Origin of the sequence: Pseudomonas lijiangensis, from assembly GCF_018968705.1 — a bacterium.
Classification (GTDB): Bacteria; Pseudomonadota; Gammaproteobacteria; order Pseudomonadales; family Pseudomonadaceae; genus Aquipseudomonas; species Aquipseudomonas lijiangensis.
The window spans coordinates 4,163,518-4,185,801 of sequence record NZ_CP076668.1 but is presented as its reverse complement, the minus strand read 5'-3'; the positions used below and the strand labels follow the sequence as shown (position 1 = coordinate 4,185,801).

The window sequence follows — 22,284 nt, the reverse complement described above, 5'->3', positions numbered from 1 at the left end:
GAAATGTCTGCATGCGTTTTTTCGAATACTTTTTAACTTGATGTGTCCGCCTGGAGAGAAACGATGTCTGACGCTGTAACGCGCCCCGAGGTCTGTGATGCCGAACTCGATGCCTGTGGCCTCAATTGCCCGTTGCCGTTGCTCAAGGCCAAGATGGAACTCAATCGCCTGCCCAGTGGTGCAGTCCTGAAAGTCATGGCGACTGACGCGGGGTCGCAGCGTGATTTCAGAACCTTTGCCAGACTGGCAGGCCATGTATTGCTGCATGAAGAGGCCAATGAAGGCATCTACAGCTACTGGTTGCGCAAGGCGTAAATCACAGCCCGTTTTTTCTCGAAAGGATGTTTGATGTTCAAGGTGCTTCGCAATTGGGTACAGCTGTATTTCTCCGATGAGGAAGCGGTTGTACTGGCAGTCCTGCTGTTTCTGGCATTTACCCTGGTTCTGACACTGGGAGGCATGCTGGCTCCTGTTCTGGCCGGGCTGGTGCTGGCGTTTCTGATGCAGGGCGTTGTCAACTTTCTGGAGCGCCTGCGCATGCCGGAAGTGGGGGCGGTCGGTCTGGTATTCGCCCTGTTCATCGGCGTGTTGCTGGTCTTCTTGCTGGTGCTGGTCCCGCTGCTCTGGCATCAGTTGATCACGCTGTTCAACGAGTTGCCGGGCATGCTCGCCAAATGGCAGTCGCTCCTGTTGCTGCTGCCGGAGCGTTACCCGCATCTGGTGTCGGATGTGCAGGTGCTGCAGGCCATCGAGGCGGCGCGTGGGGAAATCGGCAAGATCGGCCAACTGGCGCTGACGTTTTCCCTGTCCAGCCTGCCATTGCTGGTCAATCTCATGATCTATCTGGTTCTGGTGCCCATCCTGGTGTTCTTTTTCCTCAAGGACCGCCAGATGATCGGCCGCTGGGTACGTGGCTATCTGCCTCGTGAGCGTGCCTTGCTGACCCGGGTCGCTGAGGAAATGAATCGCCAGATCGCCAACTACATTCGTGGCAAGGTCATCGAGATATTCATCTGTGGCGGCGTGACCTACGTGGCATTCGTGGCGCTTGGCCTCAACTATGCCGCGCTGCTGGCGATGCTGGTGGGTGTGTCGGTGGTCGTGCCTTATGTGGGCGCGGTGGTGGTCACGGTGCCGGTGGCGCTGATCGGTCTGTTTCAATGGGGCTGGGGTGATCAGTTCATCTATCTGATGGTGGTGCACGGCATCATTCAGGCGCTGGACGGTAACGTGCTGGTGCCGCTGCTGTTCTCTGAGGCCGTCAATCTGCATCCGGTGGCGATCATCTGCGCCGTGCTGCTGTTTGGCGGGTTGTGGGGCTTCTGGGGGATATTCTTCGCGATTCCGCTGGCGACCCTGTTCAAGGCCGTTCTCGACGCCTGGCCGCGTCATGGGCCGAGCGTGGCGCCGATGTTGTAGCGCTGGTTGCGGCGCCTTGCGCGCCGCAGCCAGTGGGGGCGGGCTTCAGGCCTTGTTCAGGGCCTGAGCTTCTGCCAGTACTTCGTCCACATGACCCGGGACTTTCACCCCACGCCATTCCTTGCGCAGTACACCCGCCTTGTCGATCAGGAAGGTGCTGCGATCAACGCCCAGATATTCCTTGCCATACAGCTTCTTGAGCTTGATGACATCGAACAGCTGGCACAGGGCTTCGTCCTTGTCTGAAATCAGCTCGAAGGGAAACTCCTGCTTGGCCTTGAAGTTCTCGTGGGCCTTGAGGCTGTCGCGCGATACGCCGAAAACCACGGTATTGGCCGCCTGGAACTGCGCGATGCTGTCGCGGAAGTTCTGGCCCTGGGTGGTGCAGCCCGGCGTATTGTCCTTGGGGTAGAAATAAATGACGACCTGCTGGCCCTTGAGCCCGGCAAGGCTGACAGCCTGCCCGCTGGTGGCGGGGGCCTGGAAATCGGGAACGGGTTGATCTACTGCTACTGCCATGAGAACTCCTTACATCGGGGCTTGAGGGCGCCATGGTTCGATCAGCGCATCGAGGTTCAGTGCGTCGGCGAAGTCCAGGAACTGGTCGCGTAACCAGCTGATCTGGGTGCCTGCCGGCAGCGTGACCGTGAACGTCGCGTTGAGCATGGTGCCACCGGTCTGCGGAGCCAGGTAGGTATCGCAGATCAGGTTTTCCAGCTCGACGTTATGGTCGATGAAGAACTGGCACAGTTCGTTGATGATGTCCGGACGATAGGCCGAGCTGACGTAAGCCACGTACGGCAAGGCTTCAGGACGGCTTTCGAGCGTGGCGCTGCGCACGACACTGATGGTGAAGGCGTGCTTTTTCGACAGCCCCGGCAGGCCTGTCTCGAGACGGGCCAGGGCATCCCAGCTACCAGAGACCTGGAGGATCAGCGCGCTGCATTCACCATGACGGGTCAGGCGGGAGCTGACGACCGAGCAGCGGTTTTCATGGCTGGCGCGGCACAGGACGTTGGTCAGCTCCATAGGGTTTGCGCCAAGGGCACTGATAACAAGGAATTGTTCGCGAACTGTGGGGGTGGACGACATGCAGCATTCCTAAGCGATGAGCGGTCGGTACTTTTTGGGCTCTGCCGGGCTGTTTCGACGATCGTGAGCGCAAGGTACCAACCCGGGCCTCGTCGTTGAACGCCTGCATGGCATGGCCATGGTAGGGCTGCAACGCGCTGGCACAAGGGGGTTGGCGACAAAAAACGATCGATTGAACGAGGTGCGCAGATGACCAGTAACGATCAAAGGACGAAGGGTAGCGAAAACCATCGCTCAGGGGAATGCTCACAGTGCGGTACTTCGCTTGTACAAGGCTGATGGCGCCAGTACCATTACGGCTCTCTTTTTCCGGCAGGAGCGGTTGCATGATTGCGGGCAGTATGGTGGCACTGGTCACACCCATGGATGCACAAGGTCGTCTGGACTGGGACAGCCTGAGCAAACTGGTGGACTTCCACTTGCAAGAGGGCACCAACGCCATTGTTGCCGTCGGCACTACAGGTGAGTCGGCGACACTCGATGTGAACGAACACATCGAAGTCATTCGTCGTGTGGTTACCCAGGTTGCAGGGCGTATCCCTGTCATTGCAGGTACCGGCGCCAACTCCACGCGCGAAGCCGTCGAACTGACGACCAACGCCAAGACCGCAGGCGCCGATGCATGCCTGCTGGTGACGCCTTACTACAACAAGCCGACGCAGGAAGGGCTGTTCCAGCATTTCAGCCACATCGCCAAGGCTGTCGACATCCCGCAGATCCTCTACAACGTGCCAGGTCGTACTGCTTGCGACATGCTGCCCGAGACGGTCGTTCGCCTGTCAAAGGTGCACAACATCATCGGTATCAAGGAAGCCACGGGTAACCTGCAGCGCGCCAAGGACATCCTGGCAGGCGTAAGCAGCGATTTCCTGCTCTATTCCGGCGATGACGCCACGGCCGTCGAACTCATGCTGCTGGGCGGCAAGGGCAACATTTCCGTGACCGCCAACATCGCGCCGCGTGCCATGAGCGAGCTGTGCGCTGCTGCCATGCGTGGCGATGCCGAAACGGCACGTGCCATCCATGAAAAGCTGATGCCGGTCAATAACACCCTGTTTATCGAATCCAACCCCATTCCTGTGAAATGGGCTCTGCATGAAATGGGCCTGATGCCAGACGGTATCCGTCTGCCGCTCACCTGGCTCAGCGAAGCCTGTCACGAACCGCTGCGTCAGGCCATGCGCCAGTCCGGCGTATTGGTTTAATTGAGGAAGCATTACGCAATGAAGCGACTGGCCGGACTTTCCGCACTAGCCTTGATTATCTCCAGCACCAGTGGTTGCGGTTGGCTGTGGGGGCAAGATGGTTACTTCCGCGATCGCGGCAGTGACTATCTGGAAGCAACCCAGACCGCACCGATGCAGGTGCCTGCCGACATCTCCAACACCAAGCGCCTGGATCCGCTGCTGCCGATCCCTCGCAACGTGGCTGACAGCACCGTGAAGGGCGAGTACAAGGTGCCTCGTCCGTTGCCTCTGTCGGTAGCCTCCGAGTCGAGCGATTTCAGCTTGCAGAAGAGCGGCGACGCCCACTGGGTTCTGGCTCAGCGTCCGCCTGCCGAAGTCTGGCCGGTGGCGCATCAGTATTTTGAAGACAACGGTTTCCGTATCGCTGAAGAGCGTCCACAGACCGGCGAATTCAGCACCACCTGGCAGCGTCTGGACGAGCTGTCCGCTTCGGTTGCCAAGCGCCTGACGGCCAGCGGCGTATCGGCCGATTCCGAAACCCGCGTGCGGGTTCGTATCGAACCGGGCGTGCAGCGCAACACCAGTGAAGTCTACGTGGTCAGCGTCGAGCGTCCGGCTGGCAGCAATGCCGACGTCGGCTTCCCGCCGCGCACGACCAACATCGGCCTTGATGCCGCACTGACCGACGACCTGCTGGCCAGCATGAGCCGTAACGCCGAGAAGGGTGGTTCCGTGTCTCTGGTGGCGGCGCGTGACTACGATACGCCGAGCCGTGTAGCGCTGAGCGAAGACGGCAGCGGCAACCCGGTTCTGACTGTCGGTGCCGATCTGGACCGTGCATGGTCGAGTGTCGGTCGTGCGCTGGATCAGGGCGAATGGCGCGTTGAGGACATCAACCGCAGCCTTGGCCTGTACTACATCAACCTGGCAGAGAAGGCCAATACGCCTGCGAACGAGCCTGGTTTCTTCGGTCGCCTGTTTGGCAGCAAGTCCAGCAAGGAAGAAATCGAAGCCCGTGCCGAGCGCTATCAGGTCCGCCTGAGCAAGGTGGGTGACAGCGTGCAGGTCACTGTCGAGAAAAACATCAACACCGTTGCGCCGGCCGACGTCGCTCGCAGGGTCTTGAGCATCATTCAAGACAACCTGAGTTAAGTGCGTTTCGCTGTTCTGGGCAGCGGCAGCCGTGGCAACGGCACGCTGGTCGCAAGCAACGATACGTACGTGCTGGTCGATTGCGGTTTCTCCCTGCGGGAAACCGAGCGGCGTCTGGCGCGACTGGGAGTCAGTGCCAGACAATTGAGTGCCATTCTGGTGACCCACGAACATGCCGATCATGTGCATGGCGTGGGTTTGCTGTCTCGGCAGTACAATGTGCCGGTCTATCTCAGTCGCGGGACCTTGCGTGGGATGCGCAAGCCGGTCGAAGCCGCCGGAGTGGTGGAAGGTGGTCAAAGATTGCAGGTGGGAGCGCTGGGCATCGATGTGGTGTCCGTCGCCCATGATGCACTGGAGCCCACCCAGTTCGTCTTCAATGACGGGCGTCGCCGTTTTGGCCTGCTGACCGACCTTGGGTCTTACTGCCCCAACGTGCTGCAAAGCTATCATGGCCTGGATGCCTTGATGATTGAGGCCAACCATTGCCGAGACATGCTTGCCCGAGGCCGTTATCCGGTCTTTCTCAAGCAGCGTGTGGGAGGCGAAACAGGACATTTGAACAATCATCAGGCCGCAAACCTGGTGAGCGAACTGGGATGGAGGGATCTGCAGCACCTGGTGCTGGCCCATCTCAGCAGCAAGAACAACCTGCCGTATCTGGCCCGGCAATGTTTTGCCGACACTCTGGGGTGTGACCCGGACTGGCTGGAACTGGCCGATCAAGATTCAGGGCTCGACTGGCGACATATCGCCTAGCCCAACTACTTAGCAAGCGGAGCCCATCATGGAAAAACGTGAAGAACTCTACCGCGGCAAAGCCAAATCGGTTTACAAGACCGACGACGCTGACCGCTTGATCCTGCTGTTTCGCAACGACACCTCGGCGTTCGACGGCAAGCGCATCGAACAGCTGGACCGCAAAGGCATGGTGAACAACAAGTTCAACGCCTTCATCATGCAGAAGCTGGAAGAAGCGGGCGTTCCGACCCAATTCGACAAGCTGCTGGGCGACAACGAGTGCCTGGTCAAGAAACTGGACATGATCCCCGTCGAGTGCGTCGTGCGTAACTACGCTGCCGGCAGTCTGGTCAAGCGCCTGGGTGTGGAAGAGGGCACCAAGCTCGATCCGTACACCTTCGAGCTGTTCCTGAAGGACGACGCCAAGGGCGACCCGTTCATCAACGAATCCCACGTCGTGGCATTCGGTTGGGGTACCGCCGAGCAACTGGTTCGCATGAAAGAGCTGTCGCTCAAGGTCAACGAAGTGCTCAGCAAGCTGTTCGACGACGCAGGCCTGCTGCTGGTCGACTTCAAGCTCGAGTTCGGCGTATTCCACGGCGAGATCGTCCTGGGCGACGAATTCAGCCCTGACGGCTGCCGCCTGTGGGACAAAGACACCCGCAAGAAGATGGACAAGGACCGCTTCCGCCAGGGCTTGGGTGACGTCATCGAAGCCTACGAAGAAGTCGCAAACCGCCTGGGCGTCCCGCTCTAAGGCAAAAAGTTACGCAAGCGCTTGATAGCACGAAAAAAATTAGCGTAAAGGGCTTCGCCTTACGCGCCGATGCTGTTATCATGCGCGCCGTTGGAGAGATGCCAGAGTGGCCGAATGGGACGGATTCGAAATCCGTTGTACCTTCACCGGTACCTAGGGTTCGAATCCCTATCTCTCCGCCATACATTGAAAAGCCCCGTAGATGAATGTCTACGGGGCTTTTTTGTTTCTGTCGTTTCAATCAAGTCCTGAATATGGCTCCGGTACAAGACCTTTGGGGCGCGACAATAGGTCAAGGTATCAGCCGTTAGCTTGTGACGTATACGTTGTAGAAGGGCGTCGGCCAGGTTGCTCCAACTATTGCTGGTCGGTTTCTGCTCGATCTGGTATATCGCTTGGCCGGATCGGATCTTCTACTGCTCACACGAAGCAGCGGTGAGATAAGGGTTGTCGGGTTGTAAATAAGTATTAAAGGTAGTGATAGATGGGGCGTATTGAACAACTTGAAACCTCTCAAGAGCGGCCAATGACGCCGCTGGGGCGGGGAGAGGGTTTCAGGTCCGATATTAACGGGCTTAGAGCATGGGCCGTTATGTCTGTGGTTCTATATCATTTTGGCGTGTATGGGTTTTCGGGTGGTTTTGTAGGGGTCGATATTTTCTTTGTTATATCCGGCTTTCTCATGGTCGGTATAATCTTTCGAGGGCTGGAAGCTCAGGGTAGAGGGTGGTTCGGGACGGCATTCAGGCTTTCTGATTTTTATTTGTCCAGAGCGCGCAGAATCGTTCCGGCTCTGGCAGTTCTCTGTGTTTTTCTGGCGCTGTTGGGGTGGCTCATATTGTTTCCTGTGGAATATATATCCATAGGGAAAGGCATGATTGCCGCAATAGGTTTTTTCTCAAATTGGCAGTTCAACAAGGAATTTAGTTATTTTGATGATGCGGCAAAGGAAAATTTCCTTTTGCACACGTGGTCGCTGTCTGTCGAATGGCAATTTTATATGTTGCTGCCGCTGGGGATATTGTTGTTGTGGCGTCTGTCCTCAAGCAGGAATATCCATGCTGTCGTTCTTTTTACAGGGGCGATCATCTCTTTTTGTATTTCAGTCATGCTGTCAAATACAAAGCCTATGTATGCTTTTTATATGCTGCCATCAAGAGCCTGGGAAATGCTTTTGGGGGGTGCCTTGTTTCTGGTTTTACACAATTTTCATTTGGGAAGACTGTTAAGGCGATGGCTTGAGGTTCTGGGTTATGGGTTGATCATTCTTTCAGTCTGTCTGTTTGATGAAAGCACCAGATGGCCTGGTTTCAATGCATTACTGCCTGTGTCCGGTACCTTGCTGATATTGATTGCTGCGCAGCAAGATTCGATATGGAGCAGTAACAGGGGCGCGCAATGGCTCGGGAACTGTTCTTACTCGCTTTATCTCTGGCACTGGCCGATTGCTGTCGGGCTATTATATGTTCAAGGCAGGGGAAACCCGTGGCTCGTTTTGTTCGGAATTTTCCTTTCGATTATTCTTGGATGGCTGTCATTCAGATTCATCGAAGGCCCGGGGCGTCGGTTTTTGAGTGGACCGTCCAGGCTTTTTTGTAGTTTCAGATTATTAACGGTATTTGCGTTTGTCTCTCTGGTGGGTTTTCTGGTCACGAAGGTGGATACCTTGTATCTCCACAGATTGTCTGAAGAAGCGATCCGGGATTATGCAGAAGCTAAAGATGTGAACCCAAGGCAGACTGAGTGCCATATTTATGGGGCCGGGAAACATCCTGAATGTACGTATGGTGGAAGCAAGTTGGGAGCCATAGTCATTGGTGATAGTCATGCCGGTGCTCTTGTTCGTGCTGTGGAAAATTCTTTGCCTGATCGCAATCTTCATGTTCTGGACTGGACTTATGCTGCATGCCCTACCATACTGGATTTAAAGCATGTGAGTGATAATACTTATCGTTGTGGAGAAAGTGTAAGAAGGTTTCTTGAAAAAAGTCATACGCTACCAGCCTCGGTGCCGCTGATTATTATCAATCGTTTATCGGTTTATACCATTGGCTATAATGAGCCTGATCTAAAGATCAAGTACACGGCACCTTTGAATTATTTAACGAAAAAATACGAAAGCCGTAGCGAGGCTTTTTTGAGCGAAATGCGTGAGGGCGCTATCAATACCGCATGTGAATTTGCCAAGGATAGACCTGTTTATATGGTTCGCCCTATCCCGGAGTTGGCAATAAATGTTCCCAAGTCCATGGCCAGGGGTGTTTTGCTTGGCATGGATGGGCGTGTATCGATATCGCTGGAGGAATACAGGGCGCGTCAGAAATATGTGGTGGATACACAGGATTTGGCGGCGGCACGGTGTGGTGTAAAAATTCTTGACCCCATTCCTTACCTCTGCGATGCAGGGCGGTGCCGTGGAGATCAGGGGGGATTGCCTATCTATTTCGATGACGATCACCTGAGTCTTCGGGGTGCCAATTTGCTCATACCCATGTTTAGAGAAGCTTTCGTGAATGAATGACCAAGTCGCTCCAGTGTCGGGGACTTCCTGATTCTGGGGCGTGCTTCACGGATCTTCAAGAAATCCCACCTCCGTCCGCCCCTTTGCTTTTTTTCAGCTAAGGTGTGGTAGAGCCAAATCTCACGTTTTGTGATGCAAGGAGCTATCAGATGTCGGACGTAAACCAGTCACAACCACAACCGTCTCCCAGCCAGAGCCATGATGACGTCATTGCCCAGTTCAAGTGGCAGGGCAAGCAGATCGACTGGCTGCTTCAGTGGCTTGTCAAATTCGTTGCCAATACCAAGGTTGAGTTGGGGATTACCCTGTCGGTAGGCGGGAACCTCGTTTCCGGCCATCTGATTTCCCACGATGCCTACTTTGAGCAACTGGCTGCAGATATCTCTGCACCTTTCGCCCAGTTCAATAACGGTACTGACGAGTCGATGAAGGAGATGATCCTGTCGTTCAAGCCGGGTGAGTCCAATGAAGACACTCCAGCTTTCCACTTCATCCATCTGAAGGATTGCAGAACGTACTCGACCGATGAAAGCCCGATCTGCGATGCGGGCGTGCTGTGGCGCGGAAGGATTGCGGCTGTCGATGGTTTTACCATTGGGCTCATTGCGCGCAAGTGAGAGCCTGAGCTGCTGAATGGCCCCGGTGTTTACCGGGGCTTTTTGTTTGTGGCGCTTACAGGACCAGTTTCAGCCATTGGCCTTCTGTTTCTACGCGAGCCTCAAGGTAGCTCTTGAGTGTCGCATCTTGAGTTTCATAAGGGTGCAAGTGGGCTGCCGTGATCACCACCACACTGGCTCCGGCAGCCTTGGCTGCGGCGATGCCGGCAGGTGCGTCTTCAAATACCAGGCAGTCCTGGGCAGCTACGCCGAGTCGCTGGGCAGCCAGCAGAAAACCATCGGGCGCGGGTTTGCCCTGGGTTACGTCTTCGGCGGTGATGACGATGTCGGGTAGTGTCAGGCCAGCAGCGCCCATGCGTGCCTGGGCGAGCGCAAGCGGGGCAGAGGTGACCATGGCCCAGCGATCCTTGGGCAGCGAGGCGAGGAAAGCTGCAACGCCTTCAATGGCGACCACGCCTTCGACATCTTCGATCTCGGCCTGAGAAATGGCCTCGGCTTCCTGCTCGGCATCGATGCCGGGCAGGTTCTGCCGCCGGACGGTATCGATACTTCTCACGCCATGGATGGTCGGTAGAAAGGTTTCTACGTCGATGCCGTGCTTGCGTGCCCATTTCGCCCACACTCGTTCGGCGGAAATGACAGAGTTGAGCAAGGTCCCGTCCATATCGAACAGGAAGGCCGAAAATCGCTTCTCGTTGAGCATGCATGCCTCTTGTGGATGGCGCTGATAACGGGCAAATATGCCTACGAAACACCGGCTTATGCAAGGCAAGGCTTTTACAAGGAGACATCATTTGGCCACGTTTTGCGCGACAAAATGCCGCAACCGCCTTTATCGCAGGTAATATGTGCCATCCGATTTTTATGCCCGGAATGGCCTGATAGAGAACTGGCAACCAGAAAAAGAACAAGAAACAGAGTGCCAGGCTGCCCGCCCCGGTCGATACCCAGAATCAATGAGTAGACGAAAAAAGGCGATTAGAAAAAATGACCAACACTTCGCGACCTTTGTACATTTCCTATGCCGGCCCCTCGCTGCTGGAAATGCCCCTTCTGAACAAGGGCAGTGCTTTTACCCCGCAAGAGCGGGTCGAATTCAATTTGATCGGGCTGCTGCCGCAGAACGTAGAGACGATCGAAGAGCAAGTTACCCGGGTGTACAGCCAGTACAAGCAGTGCGCCAGCGATCTGGACAAGCATATTTATCTGCGTTCGATCCAGGACAACAACGAGACCCTGTTCTTCCGTCTGCTGGACTCGCATCTGGACGAGATGCTGCCGATAATTTACACCCCGACGGTCGGCCAGGCGTGCCAGGAATTCTCCAAGATCTACCGCACCCACCGCGGGTTGTTCATTTCCTACCCTGAGCGCGACCGCATCGACGATATCCTGCGCAGCGCCACCAAAGACCGCATCAAGATCATCGTTGTCACCGACAGCGAGCGCATTCTGGGCCTGGGTGACCAGGGGATCGGCGGCATGGGCATTCCGATCGGCAAGCTCTCGCTGTACACCGCCTGCGGTGGCATCAGCCCGGCCTATACCTTGCCGATCGTGCTGGATGTCGGCACCAATAACCGCGAACTGCTCGACGACCCGATGTACATGGGCTGGCGTCATGAGCGGGTCAGCGGCAAGGAATATGACGATTTCATCGCCACCTTTATCGAGGCCGTTCAGCGCCGCTGGCCGGATGTGTTGCTGCAGTTCGAGGATTTCGCCCAGTCCAACGCCATGCCGCTGCTGGAGAAGTATCGCGACGAGCTGTGCTGCTTCAACGATGACATCCAGGGCACGGCATCGGTGGCCGTTGGCACCTTGCTGGCTGCCTGCAAGGCCAAGAACGAGACACTGGGTCAGCAGAAGGTCGTGTTCCTGGGCGCCGGTTCTGCCGGTTGCGGGATTGCCGAGCACATCATTGCCGCGATGAAGATCGAAGGCCTGAGCGAAAGCGAAGCGCGCAAGCGTATTTTCATGGTCGACCGTTTTGGCCTGCTGACCGAGGGCATGGACAACCTGCTGGACTTCCAGCAGCGTCTGGCCCACAAGGCGGGTGATGTTGCAGGCTGGGCTGCTGGCGGTGAGGCTTTCCCGCAGTTGCTCGATGTGGTGACTCATGCCGGTGCGACGGTTCTGATCGGTGTATCCGGTCAGCGTGGTCTGTTCACTGAACAAGTGATCCGTGAGCTGCACAAGCATTGTGCCAAGCCGCTGGTCATGCCGCTGTCGAACCCGACCTCCAAGGTCGAAGCCACGCCAGAAGAGATCCTGCGCTGGACCGATGGCAATGCGCTGGTTGCCACCGGCAGTCCGTTCGCGCCTGTTGAGATCAATGGCCGTACGGTGCATATCGCGCAGTGCAACAACTCCTACATTTTCCCGGGCATTGGTCTGGGGGTGGTGGCTTGCAAGGCTTCGCGTATCACTGACCGGATGCTGATGGCGGCTTCCAATGCGCTGGCGGAATGCTCGCCGATGGTGTCCGGGCTTGGCGATGCCGTCCTGCCGCCGCTCAAGGAAATCCAGCAGGTCAGCCGCAAGATCGCCCTGGCTGTGGCCAAGGAAGCTCAGGCTGAAGGTCTGGCGCTTGAGACGTCTGATGAAGTGCTGCTGGCAGCCATCGAGCGTAATTTCTGGGTGCCTGAGTATCGCGGCTACCGCCGTCGCTCGGTCTGATCCCGGCGTTTCACTCAATGCCCCTTCGCGAGTGTGCTCGTGAAGGGGCATTTTTTATTGTGTGCTGGAGCGTTAATGCTGTCTTTTTCTGGAGGAAATTTCCCACGATGAAATAAGTTTTATGCGATCAGTTATTCGCATCCTTTTCACAAAAAATTGATAGACTCCCGTCTAAAGTCTGCGCATGGATGGGCCGTCTGGTTCAGTCCCTATTCGATAAGAAACTACATAAGCAGACTGTAAATGCTGAAGATCAAGCCTGTTCGTCCAGAAGTTGTCACGTTGATTGCCAGTGCCTTTCTATTGTTCGGTTTTAATGTCAATTTCTGGCAGCATCTTTTCGAGATTACAGGAGGCAGTACAAAGGGAGTCGCCATACGGATTGCCTTTGGTGTGATGGTTTTCTGTGTATTCAATATTGTATTGACGCTGCTTGCCTATCGGCGGCTATTGAAGCCCGTATTGATCTTCCTGTTTTTTGCCAGTGCCGGTGTTGCCTATTTCATGAACGAATACGGCGTCATGATCGATGCCGGCATGTTTCGCAACTTTGCAGAAACCAATCCGACCGAAGTTCAAGGTCTCCTGTCCTTGAAACTGGGCGCCTACATGCTCTTTCTGGGTGTGCTGCCATCCGCGTTGTTGTGGAAGACACCGATCAACTACCGCCGCTGGCATCTTGAGCTGTTCAGCAAGGTGCTGGTCTGTGTGGTCTGCGCGGTATCGATGGGGGGCGTAGCGCTGGCGAATTATCAGGGGTTGTCCTCTCTGTTTCGCAATCACCATGAGTTGCGCCTGATGGTCGTGCCGAGCAATTACATCGGTGCATCGGTCGGTTATCTGAGCGAGCAGATCATTTCGTCCCAGCGACCATTCCTGGCCATTGGCGAAGACGCCCGGCGCTCGCCTGATGCGGCGACGCATTCGCGCAAATCCCTGACGGTTCTGGTGGTGGGCGAAAGTGCTCGAGCAGAGAACTTCGGCATTCTGGGCTACGGTCGCGAGACGACGCCAAAGCTCAACAGGCAGAGTGGCCTCGTGGCATTTACCGATGTCTACTCCTGCGGAACCGAGACAGCCGTGTCGGTGCCTTGCATGTTCTCCAATATGGGGCGCAAGGATTACAACGCCACCAAGGCCCGCAATCAGGAAGGGCTGCTGGATGTGCTGAAACGTGCGGGTATCGAGGTGGTGTGGCGCGACAACCAGTCCGGCTGTAAAGGCACCTGCGATCGGGTGGCTTTCCAGGATGTCAGCAACCTCAAGGACCCGTTGCTGTGCGCCAATAACGAATGCCACGACGAGATCCTGCTGCAAGGTCTGGAAGCCTTTATCGACAGTCTCGATAAAGACACCGTATTGGTACTGCACCAGATGGGCAGTCACGGGCCGGAGTACTTCAAGCGTTACCCCAAGGCATTCGAGAAGTTTACGCCGGTGTGTGAAAGTAATGCCCTGAATAACTGCAGTCGTGAAAGTATTGTCAATGGTTATGATAATACGTTGCTGTATACCGACCATGTCCTGTCTTCCCTGATCGATATATTGCGCAGCCGTCAGGATAAAGTTGATACGGCCATGTTGTATCTGTCGGATCATGGTGAGTCATTGGGCGAATATAATCTGTTCCTGCACGGTACGCCTTATATGCTGGCGCCCGATCAGCAGAAACATGTACCGATGATGATATGGTTGTCCGATAACTATCAGAAGTCTTTTGCCGTCAATCCGGAGTGCCTGGCCAGGGAGCGTAATGCGCCGTTGAGCCAAGACAATCTCTTTCATTCCATGCTGGGCTTGTTGAAGGTCGATACCAAGGTTTATGACCCGAGTCTGGACCTGTTTTCCGGTTGCAGAAGTTCGATCGGCAATGGCGTGGCAATCAACAGGTAATTCATGATTCTGACTGTGAGGCGCTTGACTGGACAGGCCTTGTCCCAGGCACCTCGCAGCCCATGGATCGAGCCTGCTGTTTTGCAGCGATCGACATGAAGATATCCAAGAGTTTCAGGCCGGATGCGCGATAAACCTCCTATGGCGATATATACTGCGCGCCATTGATCAAGGGAGAGCCGTGTGGCCATCGATATTCATTGGATTCGCGACGACGACAGCCTCGCCCGACAGTGCGCGCAGTGGCAGTCGTTGCCATTTGTCGCGCTCGACACCGAGTTCATGCGGGTCGACACCTTTTACCCGATTGCCGCGCTGTTGCAGATCGGCGACGGTTCCAGCGCCTGGCTGATCGACCCGTTGCTCATCAGCGACTGGACGCCTCTGTCCGCACTGCTTGAAAACACCGACGTCATCAAAGTGGTCCATGCCTGCAGCGAAGACCTGGAAGTGCTGTTGCGCCTGACGGGCAGCCTGCCGGTTCCGCTGTTCGACACTCAACTGGCGGCCGCTTACCTGAACATCGGGTTTTCCATGGGCTATTCGCGTCTGGTGCAGGAGGTGCTGAACATCGACCTGCCCAAGGGCGAGACCCGCTCCGACTGGCTGCAACGCCCGTTGTCGGAAACCCAGATCAGCTATGCCGCCGAAGATGCCGTGCATCTGGCCGAGCTTTTCGGCCTGTTGCGGCCACGCCTGTCGGACGAGAAATACCTGTGGGTTCTCGAGGATGGAGCAGAGCTGGTCGCCAACCTGCGCCGGGAAACCGATCCCTACGAGATTTACCGCGACGCCAAACTGGCCTGGAAGCTGTCTCGTGCCCAGCTGGCGGTATTGCGTGAGCTGTGTGCCTGGCGCGAGATACAGGCGCGTTCGCGCAACCTGCCGCGCAATCGCATCGTGCGTGAGCACTCGTTGTGGCCGCTGGCCAAGACCCAGCCGGACAACCTCAGTGCCCTGGCCCGGATCGAAGACATGCACCCGCGCACTGTACGTCAGGATGGTGAGTTCCTGCTGGATCTGATCAAGAAATCCGGCAATCTGCCGCCGGATCAGTGGCCTGCGGCGTTGCCCGAGCCTCTGCCGATCGAGGCTTCCGGCATTCTGAAAGGCTTGCGGGCGATTGGTCAGCAATACGCTGAGCAACTGAATATTGCCCCCGAGGTCGTGCTGCGCAAGAAGACCCTCGAAGCCTTGCTCAAGAGCGGCTACCCCGATGGCCCTTACACATTGCCCGATTCGCTGCGTGGCTGGCGTCGCGAATTAATGGGGCAGGCGCTGCTCGACAGCCTGGCCAATGCAGGAGAACAGCCTTGAAACGTATTTGCTCCATTTATCGCAGCCCGAAAAAGAACGAGATGTACCTGTATGTGCTCAAGAGCGATGTGCTCAAGCGTGTACCGGTAGAGTTACTGGCTGCGTTCGGCACGCCCCAGCATGCTTTCGACCTGGTGCTCAGTCCTGAGCGCGCGCTGGCTCGTGAAGATATCAACAAGGTGCTGGAAAACCTCGATACCCAGGGTTATCACTTGCAGATGCCGCCTGCCGAAGAGGAATACATCCAGCACTTGCCCGAAGAGTTGTTGCGCCGCAACGATCCAGTCTGATCCGTTGTGCCGCACTGTAGTGCCGGTCTGCCTGCTTGCACAGCACGCAGGCAGACCGGCCCATGGCTGTTGCAGCTTGTTTGTCCCGTTTTTAAGGTTTTTGAAACATGCGCGTTCTGATTGCCGAACACGATTACCCCATCTACACCCAACTGTTGCGCAAGGTAGCGCCCGAAGTTGAAATCATGAGCAGCGGTGATTCCGCCGAACTGTCTCGTATGGCTGGTGAATGCACGGTCTGGCTGGGACAGCCTGATCTACTGGCCAATCTGTTGCGTCAGGGGCACAAGCCGCAATGGTTGCAATCGACCTGGGCGGGAATTACCCCGTTGCTGGCCGAGGGCGTATCCAGGGATTATCGATTGACGCGGGCGGTCGGTATTTTCGGTCAGGTCATGGCCGAGTTTCTGTTGACCTACATGCTCGGTCACGAACGTGAAGTGCTGGCGCGCCTGATGAGTCAGGTCGAACGCAAATGGGACAATCGTCCCGGCCAGAGCCTGTATGGCCGCAAGGCGCTGATCGTGGGCGCGGGTGATATCGGCCAGCGTGTCGCGCAGTTCCTCGTGCCTTTTGGCGTGCAGGTCTACGGCGTCGCTTCTCAGGCGCGCACCCAGGAGCCGTTCGTCGAAGTCGGTGCCCTGGCGGATCTGGAACAGATGGTTGGCGATATGGACTATGTCATCAACCTGCTGCCCAACACACCGGCAACCCACGATTTGTACGACGCGAAACTGTTCGCGGCATTCAAGCCTTCGGCGCTGTTCATCAACGTCGGACGTGGTGTGGCGGTGGTCGACGCGGATCTGGTGGAAGCCTTGAAGGAAGGGCACCTGGCTGGCGCTGTGATCGATGTCTGCCGTCAGGAACCGCTGCCTCAGCGCCATCCGTTCTGGACCGCTTATGGCCTGCTGCTGACCGGGCACAGTTCTGCCCCGACATCGCCCCTGGCCATGACCGAATTGTTCGTCGAGAACCTCAAGGCTTTTCAGGCAGGTGAGCCGCTGCGCGGAGAAGTGGATTTTTCGCGGGGATATTGAGCAGCGGTAGCTGCAAGTTAAAAGCTACAAGCTACAAGCTACAAGCTACAAGCTACAAGCTACAAGCTACAAGCTACAAGTTAGAAGCTTGAAGCTTTCCACTTGCAGCTTGCAGCTTGCAGCTCTAAAAACCTACAACGAAAAATCACCCTCAGCCGCCAGTTCTGCTACTGGCTTGCGTGGGCTTGGGATTTCGCGGCCTTGCAGGTATTCGGGCAGGATTGCCTTGTCGCCCAGCTTGCCGATAGCGACTGCTGCATGCAGGGCATAGCCTTCTGGAATGTTCAGCTCCTTGCGGGTCAGTTCCTTGTCGAAGCCTGACATGCCGTGGGTGTACCAGCCGCTCAGGCTGGCCTGCAATGCCAGGTAGCCCCAGGCGGAGCCGGCATCGAACTCGTGCGTGGTTGCCGGGCTCTCTTCGGTCGCGCCGGGTGCGGCGAAGGTGGTCTTGGAGATGACGATCACCAGTGCCGAAGCGCTCTGCGCCCAGCTGCGGTTGAACTCATTGAGCAGGCCCAGGTAACGCTCCCAGTTCGGGGTGTCGCGACGCGCATAAAGGAAGCGCCATGGCTGCGAGTTGTAGGCCGAAGGTGCCCAGCGTGCGGCCTCGAAGAAACTCAGCAGGGTTTCCTGTGGAATGCTTTCACCTGTGAAGGCGCGTGGCGACCAGCGATGGGTGAATTGCGGGTCGATGGTGTGGTCGGCGATACGGGGATTAGTGCTCATGCGAATCCTGTCGTGGCGAAGGTTTGAAGTGAGCTTGACATGATGGGCCGTGGTTGGCAGGCATTGTCTGTGCTCTCAAAAGCCTTCTAACGCTACTGTTTTGCCACGCCACTGACAAGTGAAGTGTTGGATACCGGCAGTCGCAAAGGCTTGGCCCGCATCCGATGTGCCACTAGACTGGCGGCCTTTTCATTGTCGATACCGTTGTCCGAACCATGGCCGCTAAAGTTGAACCCTTCTGGATACGCAAAACACTCGACCAACTGGACACGGACGAGTGGGAATCGCTGTGCGATGGCTGCGGTCTGTGCTGCCTGCAAAAGCTGGAAGATGAAGACGACAACAGTGTTTACTACACGCGCATCGCCTGCAAGTTGCTGGACCTGAAGACGTGTCAGTGCTCCGATTACAGCAATCGTCGAGCCTTTGTGCCTGACTGCATTCAACTCACGGCCGGGCAGGCTGACGAGTTCAAATGGCTGCCGCCTACCTGTGGTTATCGTCTGGTCAGCGAAGGGAAGGATCTACCGCTCTGGCACCATCTGGTGTGCGGAGATCGCGAGGCTGTGCACCACGAGCGCATCTCCCAGTCGGGACGCATGCTCAGTGAGAACAGCGTGCCCGAAGACGACTGGGAGGATTACCTGATTTTCCGCGCCGGTTAAGGGGCTCAGACGTCGCTTTTCGGGTCTTTCAAGGCATCGATGCCGTTGATGACCGACGTCCTGGCGGCCAGTTCGGCATTGTCCTTGAGCTGTTTCAACTCGGCACCGGCGCGTTCGATATCCGAGCGTGCACTGTGCAGGTTGCTCCGGCTTTTTTCGATCAGGCTCTTGGCCGAGCAATGCCCTGTGATACCGCGAGCCAGTACGGCACCGCCGATGGCCAGTTGGACCAGGCCCAGCAGGCCACCACGGCGCAGTCCTTTGCCCATCATTGTCACGCCGCCTGCCAGAGAGCCTATGCGCTCCCAGCCCTGGACGTTCTGCTGCGGGTAGTTGTGCAGTCGCGGGGTGTCGATTCTATCGATGATCGGGGTGTCGCTCATGATGGTTCTCCATGACGTGATAAGTCGGCTTCAACGAAACTGACTGCCCATCCGTGAAACTGTTCACTGCATTTTCATCAGTGGTCGGGCTTTTCCCGGCCGAACTGTGGACCCGAGCGGGTATTTATACCCTTGGCCATGCGGTCATAGAGCACGACATTGACGGTCGCAGCCAGGTTCATGCAGCCCTGGGTGGGGATGTAGACCACGTCTTCGCACCAGTCGCGGATTTCCTGATCCAGCGAGCCGTCTTCCGGGCCGAAGATATACAGGGCGCGATCCGGGTGAGTGTATTCGGGCAGGGCACGAGCACCGTCCACCAGTTCCACCGCAACCGGAATGCAGCCCAGGGGCAGGATGCTCTTGAGGTCTTCGATGCCGATCAGCGGAATATCCTGATGGATCTTCTTGGTATCGGTGATGAAGTCCCGTGCGCGCTCGTAGCGTTTGCCGGTGTAGAAGACCGAAGCCACGCCATAACAGCCCGCCGCCCGCATCACCGATCCGACGTTTTCCGGGGATTTGGGGTTGTAAAGGCCGATGCAGGCGTACCGTTTGTTTGCCACGTTAGAGATGCTCTGGGTAAAACGCGCAAGTATACGGCAGAACGCAAAAGGTCTAGAACCACATCCTGATACCCAGCACCCACCTTGCCTCGCTGCGATCTTCGCCTTCTTCACGAGCATAATCGGCAGTCTTGCCATAAGTCCGGTTCCAGCTCACGCCAATATAAGGCGCGAACTCCCGCCGGATTTCATAGCGAAGCCGCAGGCCGACTTCAGTGTTGGCCAGACCGGAGCCGATACCGCGTTGCGCATCGTTCTTGCCGTAGACGTTGAGCTCGGCCGTGGGCTGCAGAATGAGCCGGTTGGTCAGCAGCAGGTCGTAATCGCCTTCAAGGCGTGCGGCGCTCTGGCCTGCTTCGCCGATGAAGGCTGTGGCCTGGGCTTCGAAGTTGGACAGGGCCATGCCCTGAATGCCAAACGCGGCCCAGGTCTGCGGATCGCCCGGCTTGAAGTCCTGGCGTGCGCCCGCGACCAGGTCCCACCATGGGCTGATCGCGTGTCCCCACAGCGCCTGGATTTCGGCGTCCCCGGTCTTGCCATCAGTGCGTTCGCCTTCGGAGCGTATCCACAGGCGATCGATATCACCTCCGACCCAGCCTTTGAGATCCCACGCCAGCGTGTTGCCCTGATCGGCGTTCTGCCATTCCAGTTTGTCGGCCATGAAGAAGGTATTGATGGCGCTGTCATGCACCGTATGGCCTGTATGGCTGGTGTAGACCGCAGCCCTGTCTTCATCCGTCAGTTCCGGGATGGGCGTACGACTCTGGCCAGCGCTGGACGGTGCGGGCTGCATGTGGTCGTGGTGCATGGAATGGCTGCCGTGATCCATGCCGCTCATGTCGGCAGCCAGGGCCGGCATTGTCATCGATGGACCCATTGCCACAAGCAGGCCGGACAGTCGGGAAAGATGAAAGATTCTGTTCATGCTGAGGTTCTCATTCTTCCACGCGCACTTCACGGAACATGCCCATTTCCATGTGGTAGAGCAGATGGCAGTGATAGGCCCAGCGCCCGAGGGCATCGGCGGTGACGCGATAGCTGCGCCTTGAGCCCGGTGGCATGTCGATGGTGTGTTTGCGGACCATGAATTGGCCGTTCTCGTCTTCGAGGTCGCTCCACATGCCATGCAGGTGAATGGGGTGAGTCATCATGGTGTCGTTGACCAGCACGACCCTGATGCGCTCGCCATATTTGAGCTTAAGCGGCTCGGCATCCGAGAACTTCACGCCGTTGAACGACCAGGCGAACTTCTCCATGTGACCGGTCAGATGCAGTTCGATGGTGCGCCCGGGCTCGCGTCCGTCGGGGTCCTCGAATGTGCTGCGCAGATCCCCGTAGGTCAGGACGCGGCGACCATTATTTCTCAGTCCGATGCCAGGATCGTCCAGCTTGGGAGAAGTTTTCATGGCCTGCATGTCCACCAGCGGATTGTTCTTCTCCGTTTCCGGGTGCGACTGTGGTTGTGATTGCGGCGCAGGTTGCATGCTGCTCATGCCCGACATGTCATGGTGATTCATGCCTGCCATGTTGCTGTGGTCCATGGCGGCCATCTTTCCATGATTCATACCGCCATGATCCATTCCCATGTCATCCATGCCCAGCAATGGGCGTGGGTCGAGAGGCGGAACCGGGGCCGTTGCACCGGCCTTGCGGGTGAGCGTGCCGCGGGCAAAACCTGTGCGGTCCATGGACTGGGCGAACAGGGTGTAGGCCTCTTCGGTGGGCTCGACGATGACATCGAAGGTTTCGGCAACGGCTATGCGCAACTCATCGACACTGACCGGCTTGACGTGTAACCCGTCGGCCGCGACCACGGTCATTTTCAGGCCCGGAATCCGCACGTCGAAGTAGGTCATGGACGAGCCGTTGATGAAGCGCAGCCTGATCCGCTCTCCTGCTCGAAATACTCCCGTCCAGTTCATGTCGGGGGCCTTGCCGTTCATGAGGTAGGTGTAGGTCGCGGCGCTCACATCGGCCAGATCGGTCGGGTTCATTTTCATCCCGGCCCACATCGTGCGATCGGCAACTGCCTCGCCCCAGCCTTTTTCGCTGACATCGTGGATGAAGTCACCCACCGTGCGCTTGTTGTAGTTGTAGTAATCCGACTGTTTCTTGAGGTTCTTCATCAGCTCGACGGGGTCGTCATCCGTCCAGTCCGTGAGCATCACCACGTAGTCGCGTTCGTACTGGAAGGGTTCGGGTTCCCTGGCATCGATCACCAGCGGGCCATACACCCCCGATTGCTCCTGAAGGCCGGAATGGCTGTGATACCAGTAAGTGCCGTTCTGTCGGACCTTGAAGCGATAGACATACATGCCGTCCGGCTCGATGCCCTGAAAACTCAGGCCCGGAACGCCGTCCATGTTGGCGGGCAGCAGGATGCCGTGCCAGTGAATGGACGTGTTTTCCTTGAGCCGGTTTTTCACCCGCAAGGTGACGGTATCGCCTTCACGCCAGCGCAGCAGAGGGCCGGGGAGGCCGCCGTTGATGGTCATGGCCGTTTTCGGCGTGCCAGTGATGTTGACCGGGGTTTCGCCGATGAAGAGATCGAACTCGGTGCCCGCCAGAACCCTGGGTTCATCCGCGCCGCTGATGGCCCACACAGGGCTTTGCCAGAGCCCGATGCCGCCCAGCAGGCTGCCGGCTGTCAGCCCTTTCACAAAGGTTCGTCTTGAGGTCTTGGAGTGCATGCCCAGGTTGTATCCAGTCAGTTGCGTGCTTGTCTGAAAGGAAGATGCCATAACGAGGCCGGGCGGGTGATTACATTTCTGTAAGGTTACAGATCACACCGCCCATGGATTGACGGGGTGTCATTCCTTTTTCATCAGCCCCGCCAGCGCAGCGAAGGGGTTGTGGGTGGCCTTGGCGGCTTTCGGGGTGCTGAGGGAACTGTCGGAGAAATACTGCTGGTCGGTGTAACGCGAGTGCTCGTTGTCATGGCAATACAGGCACAGCAGTTCCCAGTTGGAGCCGTCCTGCGGGTTGTTATCGTGGTTGTGGTCACGATGGTGAACCGTCAGTTCGCTCAGGCGCTTGCCCGAAAACTCCCGTGCGCAACGGCCACACACGTGCGGATACATGCGCAGCGCCTTGTCCCGATAACCCATTTCGCGGTCGCGCTGGGCGTCGGCCAGGATACGGTCCAGCTTGGACATGTTGGAAGGAGGGTTGGCCGTGCTCATGGTGTCACCTGTGTCGTGTGCGCATTGATAGCGGGAATGCGCACAAGTTTAGCGCCA

The 22,284-nt window shown here is 57.0% G+C and carries 23 protein-coding genes and 1 tRNA gene; 15 read left to right on the top strand and 9 right to left on the bottom strand.

The features are described from left to right. Window positions 1–63: 63 nt before the first annotated feature. Together KQP88_RS17310 and KQP88_RS17305 are read left to right on the top strand one after the other, a co-directional pair. On the top strand, window positions 64–315 hold the full coding sequence (locus KQP88_RS17310) for a sulfurtransferase TusA family protein (protein ID WP_198729002.1): 252 nt from the start codon (window positions 64–66) through the stop codon (window positions 313–315). 33 nt (window positions 316–348) lie between these two features. Further along, the gene (locus tag KQP88_RS17305) at window positions 349–1,419 is read left to right on the top strand and encodes an AI-2E family transporter (RefSeq protein WP_200992557.1); all 1,071 of its coding nucleotides are present in this window, start codon (window positions 349–351) and stop codon (window positions 1,417–1,419) included. A 45-nt stretch (window positions 1,420–1,464) separates the two neighbouring features. Here KQP88_RS17305 and KQP88_RS17300 read toward each other — a convergent pair whose 3' ends face one another. Beyond that, the gene (locus KQP88_RS17300; RefSeq protein ID WP_200992556.1) at window positions 1,465–1,938 is read right to left on the bottom strand and encodes a peroxiredoxin; all 474 of its coding nucleotides are present in this window, start codon (window positions 1,936–1,938) and stop codon (window positions 1,465–1,467) included. Window positions 1,939–1,947: 9 nt separating this feature from the next. Beyond that, window positions 1,948–2,511 carry a glycine cleavage system protein R gene (locus KQP88_RS17295; RefSeq protein ID WP_025261205.1) on the bottom strand — a complete coding sequence of 188 codons (564 nt, stop codon included), beginning with the start codon at window positions 2,509–2,511 and terminating at the stop codon, window positions 1,948–1,950. A 326-nt stretch (window positions 2,512–2,837) separates the two neighbouring features. Between KQP88_RS17295 and dapA the strand changes: the two genes are divergently transcribed. The 7 genes from dapA (at window position 2,838) to gvpU (ending at window position 9,486) form a co-directional block, all read left to right on the top strand. Continuing rightward, complete coding sequence (gene dapA / locus KQP88_RS17290; protein WP_216703724.1) at window positions 2,838–3,716, top strand: 4-hydroxy-tetrahydrodipicolinate synthase; 879 nt, start codon at window positions 2,838–2,840, stop codon at window positions 3,714–3,716. Window positions 3,717–3,734: 18 nt separating this feature from the next. Then, entirely contained in the window at window positions 3,735–4,850 is a 1,116-nt protein-coding gene (gene bamC / locus KQP88_RS17285; protein WP_216703723.1) for an outer membrane protein assembly factor BamC, read from the top strand. Beyond that, window positions 4,851–5,609: an MBL fold metallo-hydrolase gene (locus tag KQP88_RS17280; RefSeq protein WP_025261202.1), complete on the top strand. Its 759-nt coding sequence runs from the start codon at window positions 4,851–4,853 to the stop codon at window positions 5,607–5,609. A gap of 28 nt (window positions 5,610–5,637) precedes the next feature. Next, a complete protein-coding gene (purC, locus tag KQP88_RS17275; RefSeq protein ID WP_095067461.1) occupies window positions 5,638–6,348 on the top strand; it encodes a phosphoribosylaminoimidazolesuccinocarboxamide synthase in 711 nt (236 codons plus the stop codon). Window positions 6,349–6,440: 92 nt separating this feature from the next. Beyond that, window positions 6,441–6,530: transfer RNA gene (locus tag KQP88_RS17270), tRNA-Ser, on the top strand. A gap of 302 nt (window positions 6,531–6,832) precedes the next feature. Then, window positions 6,833–8,869, top strand: a complete 2,037-nt coding sequence (locus KQP88_RS17265) for an acyltransferase family protein (RefSeq protein WP_216703722.1) — start codon at window positions 6,833–6,835, stop codon at window positions 8,867–8,869. Between the two features lie 149 nt (window positions 8,870–9,018). Beyond that, window positions 9,019–9,486, top strand: a complete 468-nt coding sequence (gene gvpU / locus KQP88_RS17260; protein ID WP_200992555.1) for a gas vesicle accessory protein GvpU — start codon at window positions 9,019–9,021, stop codon at window positions 9,484–9,486. Window positions 9,487–9,541: 55 nt separating this feature from the next. Here gvpU and KQP88_RS17255 read toward each other — a convergent pair whose 3' ends face one another. Next, window positions 9,542–10,189, bottom strand: coding sequence for an HAD-IA family hydrolase (locus KQP88_RS17255; protein ID WP_216703721.1), 648 nt, complete (start codon window positions 10,187–10,189; stop codon window positions 9,542–9,544). Window positions 10,190–10,473: 284 nt separating this feature from the next. Here KQP88_RS17255 and KQP88_RS17250 point away from each other — a divergent pair, with 284 nt between their 5' ends. From KQP88_RS17250 to KQP88_RS17230, 5 genes are all read left to right on the top strand, one after another. Next, window positions 10,474–12,165 (top strand): NAD-dependent malic enzyme, encoded by a 1,692-nt coding sequence (locus KQP88_RS17250; RefSeq protein ID WP_198728963.1) that lies wholly within the window; start codon window positions 10,474–10,476, stop codon window positions 12,163–12,165. Window positions 12,166–12,408: 243 nt separating this feature from the next. Further along, window positions 12,409–14,058, top strand: coding sequence for a phosphoethanolamine transferase (locus KQP88_RS17245; protein ID WP_216703720.1), 1,650 nt, complete (start codon window positions 12,409–12,411; stop codon window positions 14,056–14,058). A gap of 183 nt (window positions 14,059–14,241) precedes the next feature. Then, the gene (gene rnd / locus KQP88_RS17240) at window positions 14,242–15,375 is read left to right on the top strand and encodes a ribonuclease D (RefSeq protein ID WP_216703719.1); all 1,134 of its coding nucleotides are present in this window, start codon (window positions 14,242–14,244) and stop codon (window positions 15,373–15,375) included. Then, window positions 15,372–15,665, top strand: a complete 294-nt coding sequence (locus KQP88_RS17235; RefSeq protein ID WP_025261192.1) for a YcgL domain-containing protein — start codon at window positions 15,372–15,374, stop codon at window positions 15,663–15,665. Before rnd ends, KQP88_RS17235 begins: the two co-directional genes overlap by 4 nt. A 107-nt stretch (window positions 15,666–15,772) precedes the next feature. Further along, on the top strand, window positions 15,773–16,705 hold the full coding sequence (locus tag KQP88_RS17230; RefSeq protein ID WP_200992551.1) for a D-2-hydroxyacid dehydrogenase: 933 nt from the start codon (window positions 15,773–15,775) through the stop codon (window positions 16,703–16,705). Between the two features lie 132 nt (window positions 16,706–16,837). Here KQP88_RS17230 and KQP88_RS17225 read toward each other — a convergent pair whose 3' ends face one another. Further along, a complete protein-coding gene (locus tag KQP88_RS17225; RefSeq protein ID WP_216703718.1) occupies window positions 16,838–17,431 on the bottom strand; it encodes a nitroreductase family protein in 594 nt (197 codons plus the stop codon). Window positions 17,432–17,646: 215 nt separating this feature from the next. Between KQP88_RS17225 and KQP88_RS17220 the strand changes: the two genes are divergently transcribed. Further along, a complete protein-coding gene (locus KQP88_RS17220) occupies window positions 17,647–18,096 on the top strand; it encodes a YcgN family cysteine cluster protein (protein ID WP_200992549.1) in 450 nt (149 codons plus the stop codon). 5 nt (window positions 18,097–18,101) lie between these two features. On the opposite strand, the gene KQP88_RS17215 is transcribed toward KQP88_RS17220, so the two are convergent. The 5 genes from KQP88_RS17215 to KQP88_RS17195 all read right to left on the bottom strand — a co-directional run bounded on the left by KQP88_RS17215 (window position 18,102) and on the right by KQP88_RS17195 (window position 22,227). Beyond that, window positions 18,102–18,479: a YgaP family membrane protein gene (locus KQP88_RS17215; RefSeq protein WP_216703717.1), complete on the bottom strand. Its 378-nt coding sequence runs from the start codon at window positions 18,477–18,479 to the stop codon at window positions 18,102–18,104. 77 nt (window positions 18,480–18,556) lie between these two features. Further along, window positions 18,557–19,045 carry an RNA methyltransferase gene (locus tag KQP88_RS17210; protein WP_198728969.1) on the bottom strand — a complete coding sequence of 163 codons (489 nt, stop codon included), beginning with the start codon at window positions 19,043–19,045 and terminating at the stop codon, window positions 18,557–18,559. 52 nt (window positions 19,046–19,097) lie between these two features. Next, the gene (locus KQP88_RS17205; RefSeq protein ID WP_407681840.1) at window positions 19,098–19,922 is read right to left on the bottom strand and encodes a copper resistance protein B; all 825 of its coding nucleotides are present in this window, start codon (window positions 19,920–19,922) and stop codon (window positions 19,098–19,100) included. 58 nt (window positions 19,923–19,980) lie between these two features. Next, window positions 19,981–21,735, bottom strand: coding sequence for a copper resistance system multicopper oxidase (locus KQP88_RS17200; protein WP_216705985.1), 1,755 nt, complete (start codon window positions 21,733–21,735; stop codon window positions 19,981–19,983). A gap of 120 nt (window positions 21,736–21,855) precedes the next feature. Then, window positions 21,856–22,227 carry a YajD family HNH nuclease gene (locus KQP88_RS17195; protein WP_216703715.1) on the bottom strand — a complete coding sequence of 124 codons (372 nt, stop codon included), beginning with the start codon at window positions 22,225–22,227 and terminating at the stop codon, window positions 21,856–21,858. Window positions 22,228–22,284 lie beyond the last annotated feature (57 nt).

Coding starts and splice junctions, on each gene's coding strand:
- gvpU (WP_200992555.1), top strand. CDS start 9,019: ATGTCGGACGTAAACCAGTCACAACCACAACCGTCTCCCAGCCAGAGC.
- KQP88_RS17255 (WP_216703721.1), bottom strand. CDS start 10,189: ATGCTCAACGAGAAGCGATTTTCGGCCTTCCTGTTCGATATGGACGGG.
- KQP88_RS17225 (WP_216703718.1), bottom strand. CDS start 17,431: ATGAGCACTAATCCCCGTATCGCCGACCACACCATCGACCCGCAATTC.
- KQP88_RS17200 (WP_216705985.1), bottom strand. CDS start 21,735: ATGCACTCCAAGACCTCAAGACGAACCTTTGTGAAAGGGCTGACAGCC.
- dapA (WP_216703724.1), top strand. CDS start 2,838: ATGATTGCGGGCAGTATGGTGGCACTGGTCACACCCATGGATGCACAA.
- KQP88_RS17245 (WP_216703720.1), top strand. CDS start 12,409: ATGCTGAAGATCAAGCCTGTTCGTCCAGAAGTTGTCACGTTGATTGCC.
- KQP88_RS17310 (WP_198729002.1), top strand. CDS start 64: ATGTCTGACGCTGTAACGCGCCCCGAGGTCTGTGATGCCGAACTCGAT.
- bamC (WP_216703723.1), top strand. CDS start 3,735: ATGAAGCGACTGGCCGGACTTTCCGCACTAGCCTTGATTATCTCCAGC.
- KQP88_RS17215 (WP_216703717.1), bottom strand. CDS start 18,479: ATGAGCGACACCCCGATCATCGATAGAATCGACACCCCGCGACTGCAC.
- KQP88_RS17220 (WP_200992549.1), top strand. CDS start 17,647: ATGGCCGCTAAAGTTGAACCCTTCTGGATACGCAAAACACTCGACCAA.
- purC (WP_095067461.1), top strand. CDS start 5,638: ATGGAAAAACGTGAAGAACTCTACCGCGGCAAAGCCAAATCGGTTTAC.
- KQP88_RS17300 (WP_200992556.1), bottom strand. CDS start 1,938: ATGGCAGTAGCAGTAGATCAACCCGTTCCCGATTTCCAGGCCCCCGCC.
- KQP88_RS17265 (WP_216703722.1), top strand. CDS start 6,833: ATGGGGCGTATTGAACAACTTGAAACCTCTCAAGAGCGGCCAATGACG.
- KQP88_RS17295 (WP_025261205.1), bottom strand. CDS start 2,511: ATGTCGTCCACCCCCACAGTTCGCGAACAATTCCTTGTTATCAGTGCC.
- KQP88_RS17230 (WP_200992551.1), top strand. CDS start 15,773: ATGCGCGTTCTGATTGCCGAACACGATTACCCCATCTACACCCAACTG.
- KQP88_RS17195 (WP_216703715.1), bottom strand. CDS start 22,227: ATGAGCACGGCCAACCCTCCTTCCAACATGTCCAAGCTGGACCGTATC.
- KQP88_RS17205 (WP_407681840.1), bottom strand. CDS start 19,922: ATGGGTCCATCGATGACAATGCCGGCCCTGGCTGCCGACATGAGCGGC.
- KQP88_RS17250 (WP_198728963.1), top strand. CDS start 10,474: ATGACCAACACTTCGCGACCTTTGTACATTTCCTATGCCGGCCCCTCG.
- KQP88_RS17305 (WP_200992557.1), top strand. CDS start 349: ATGTTCAAGGTGCTTCGCAATTGGGTACAGCTGTATTTCTCCGATGAG.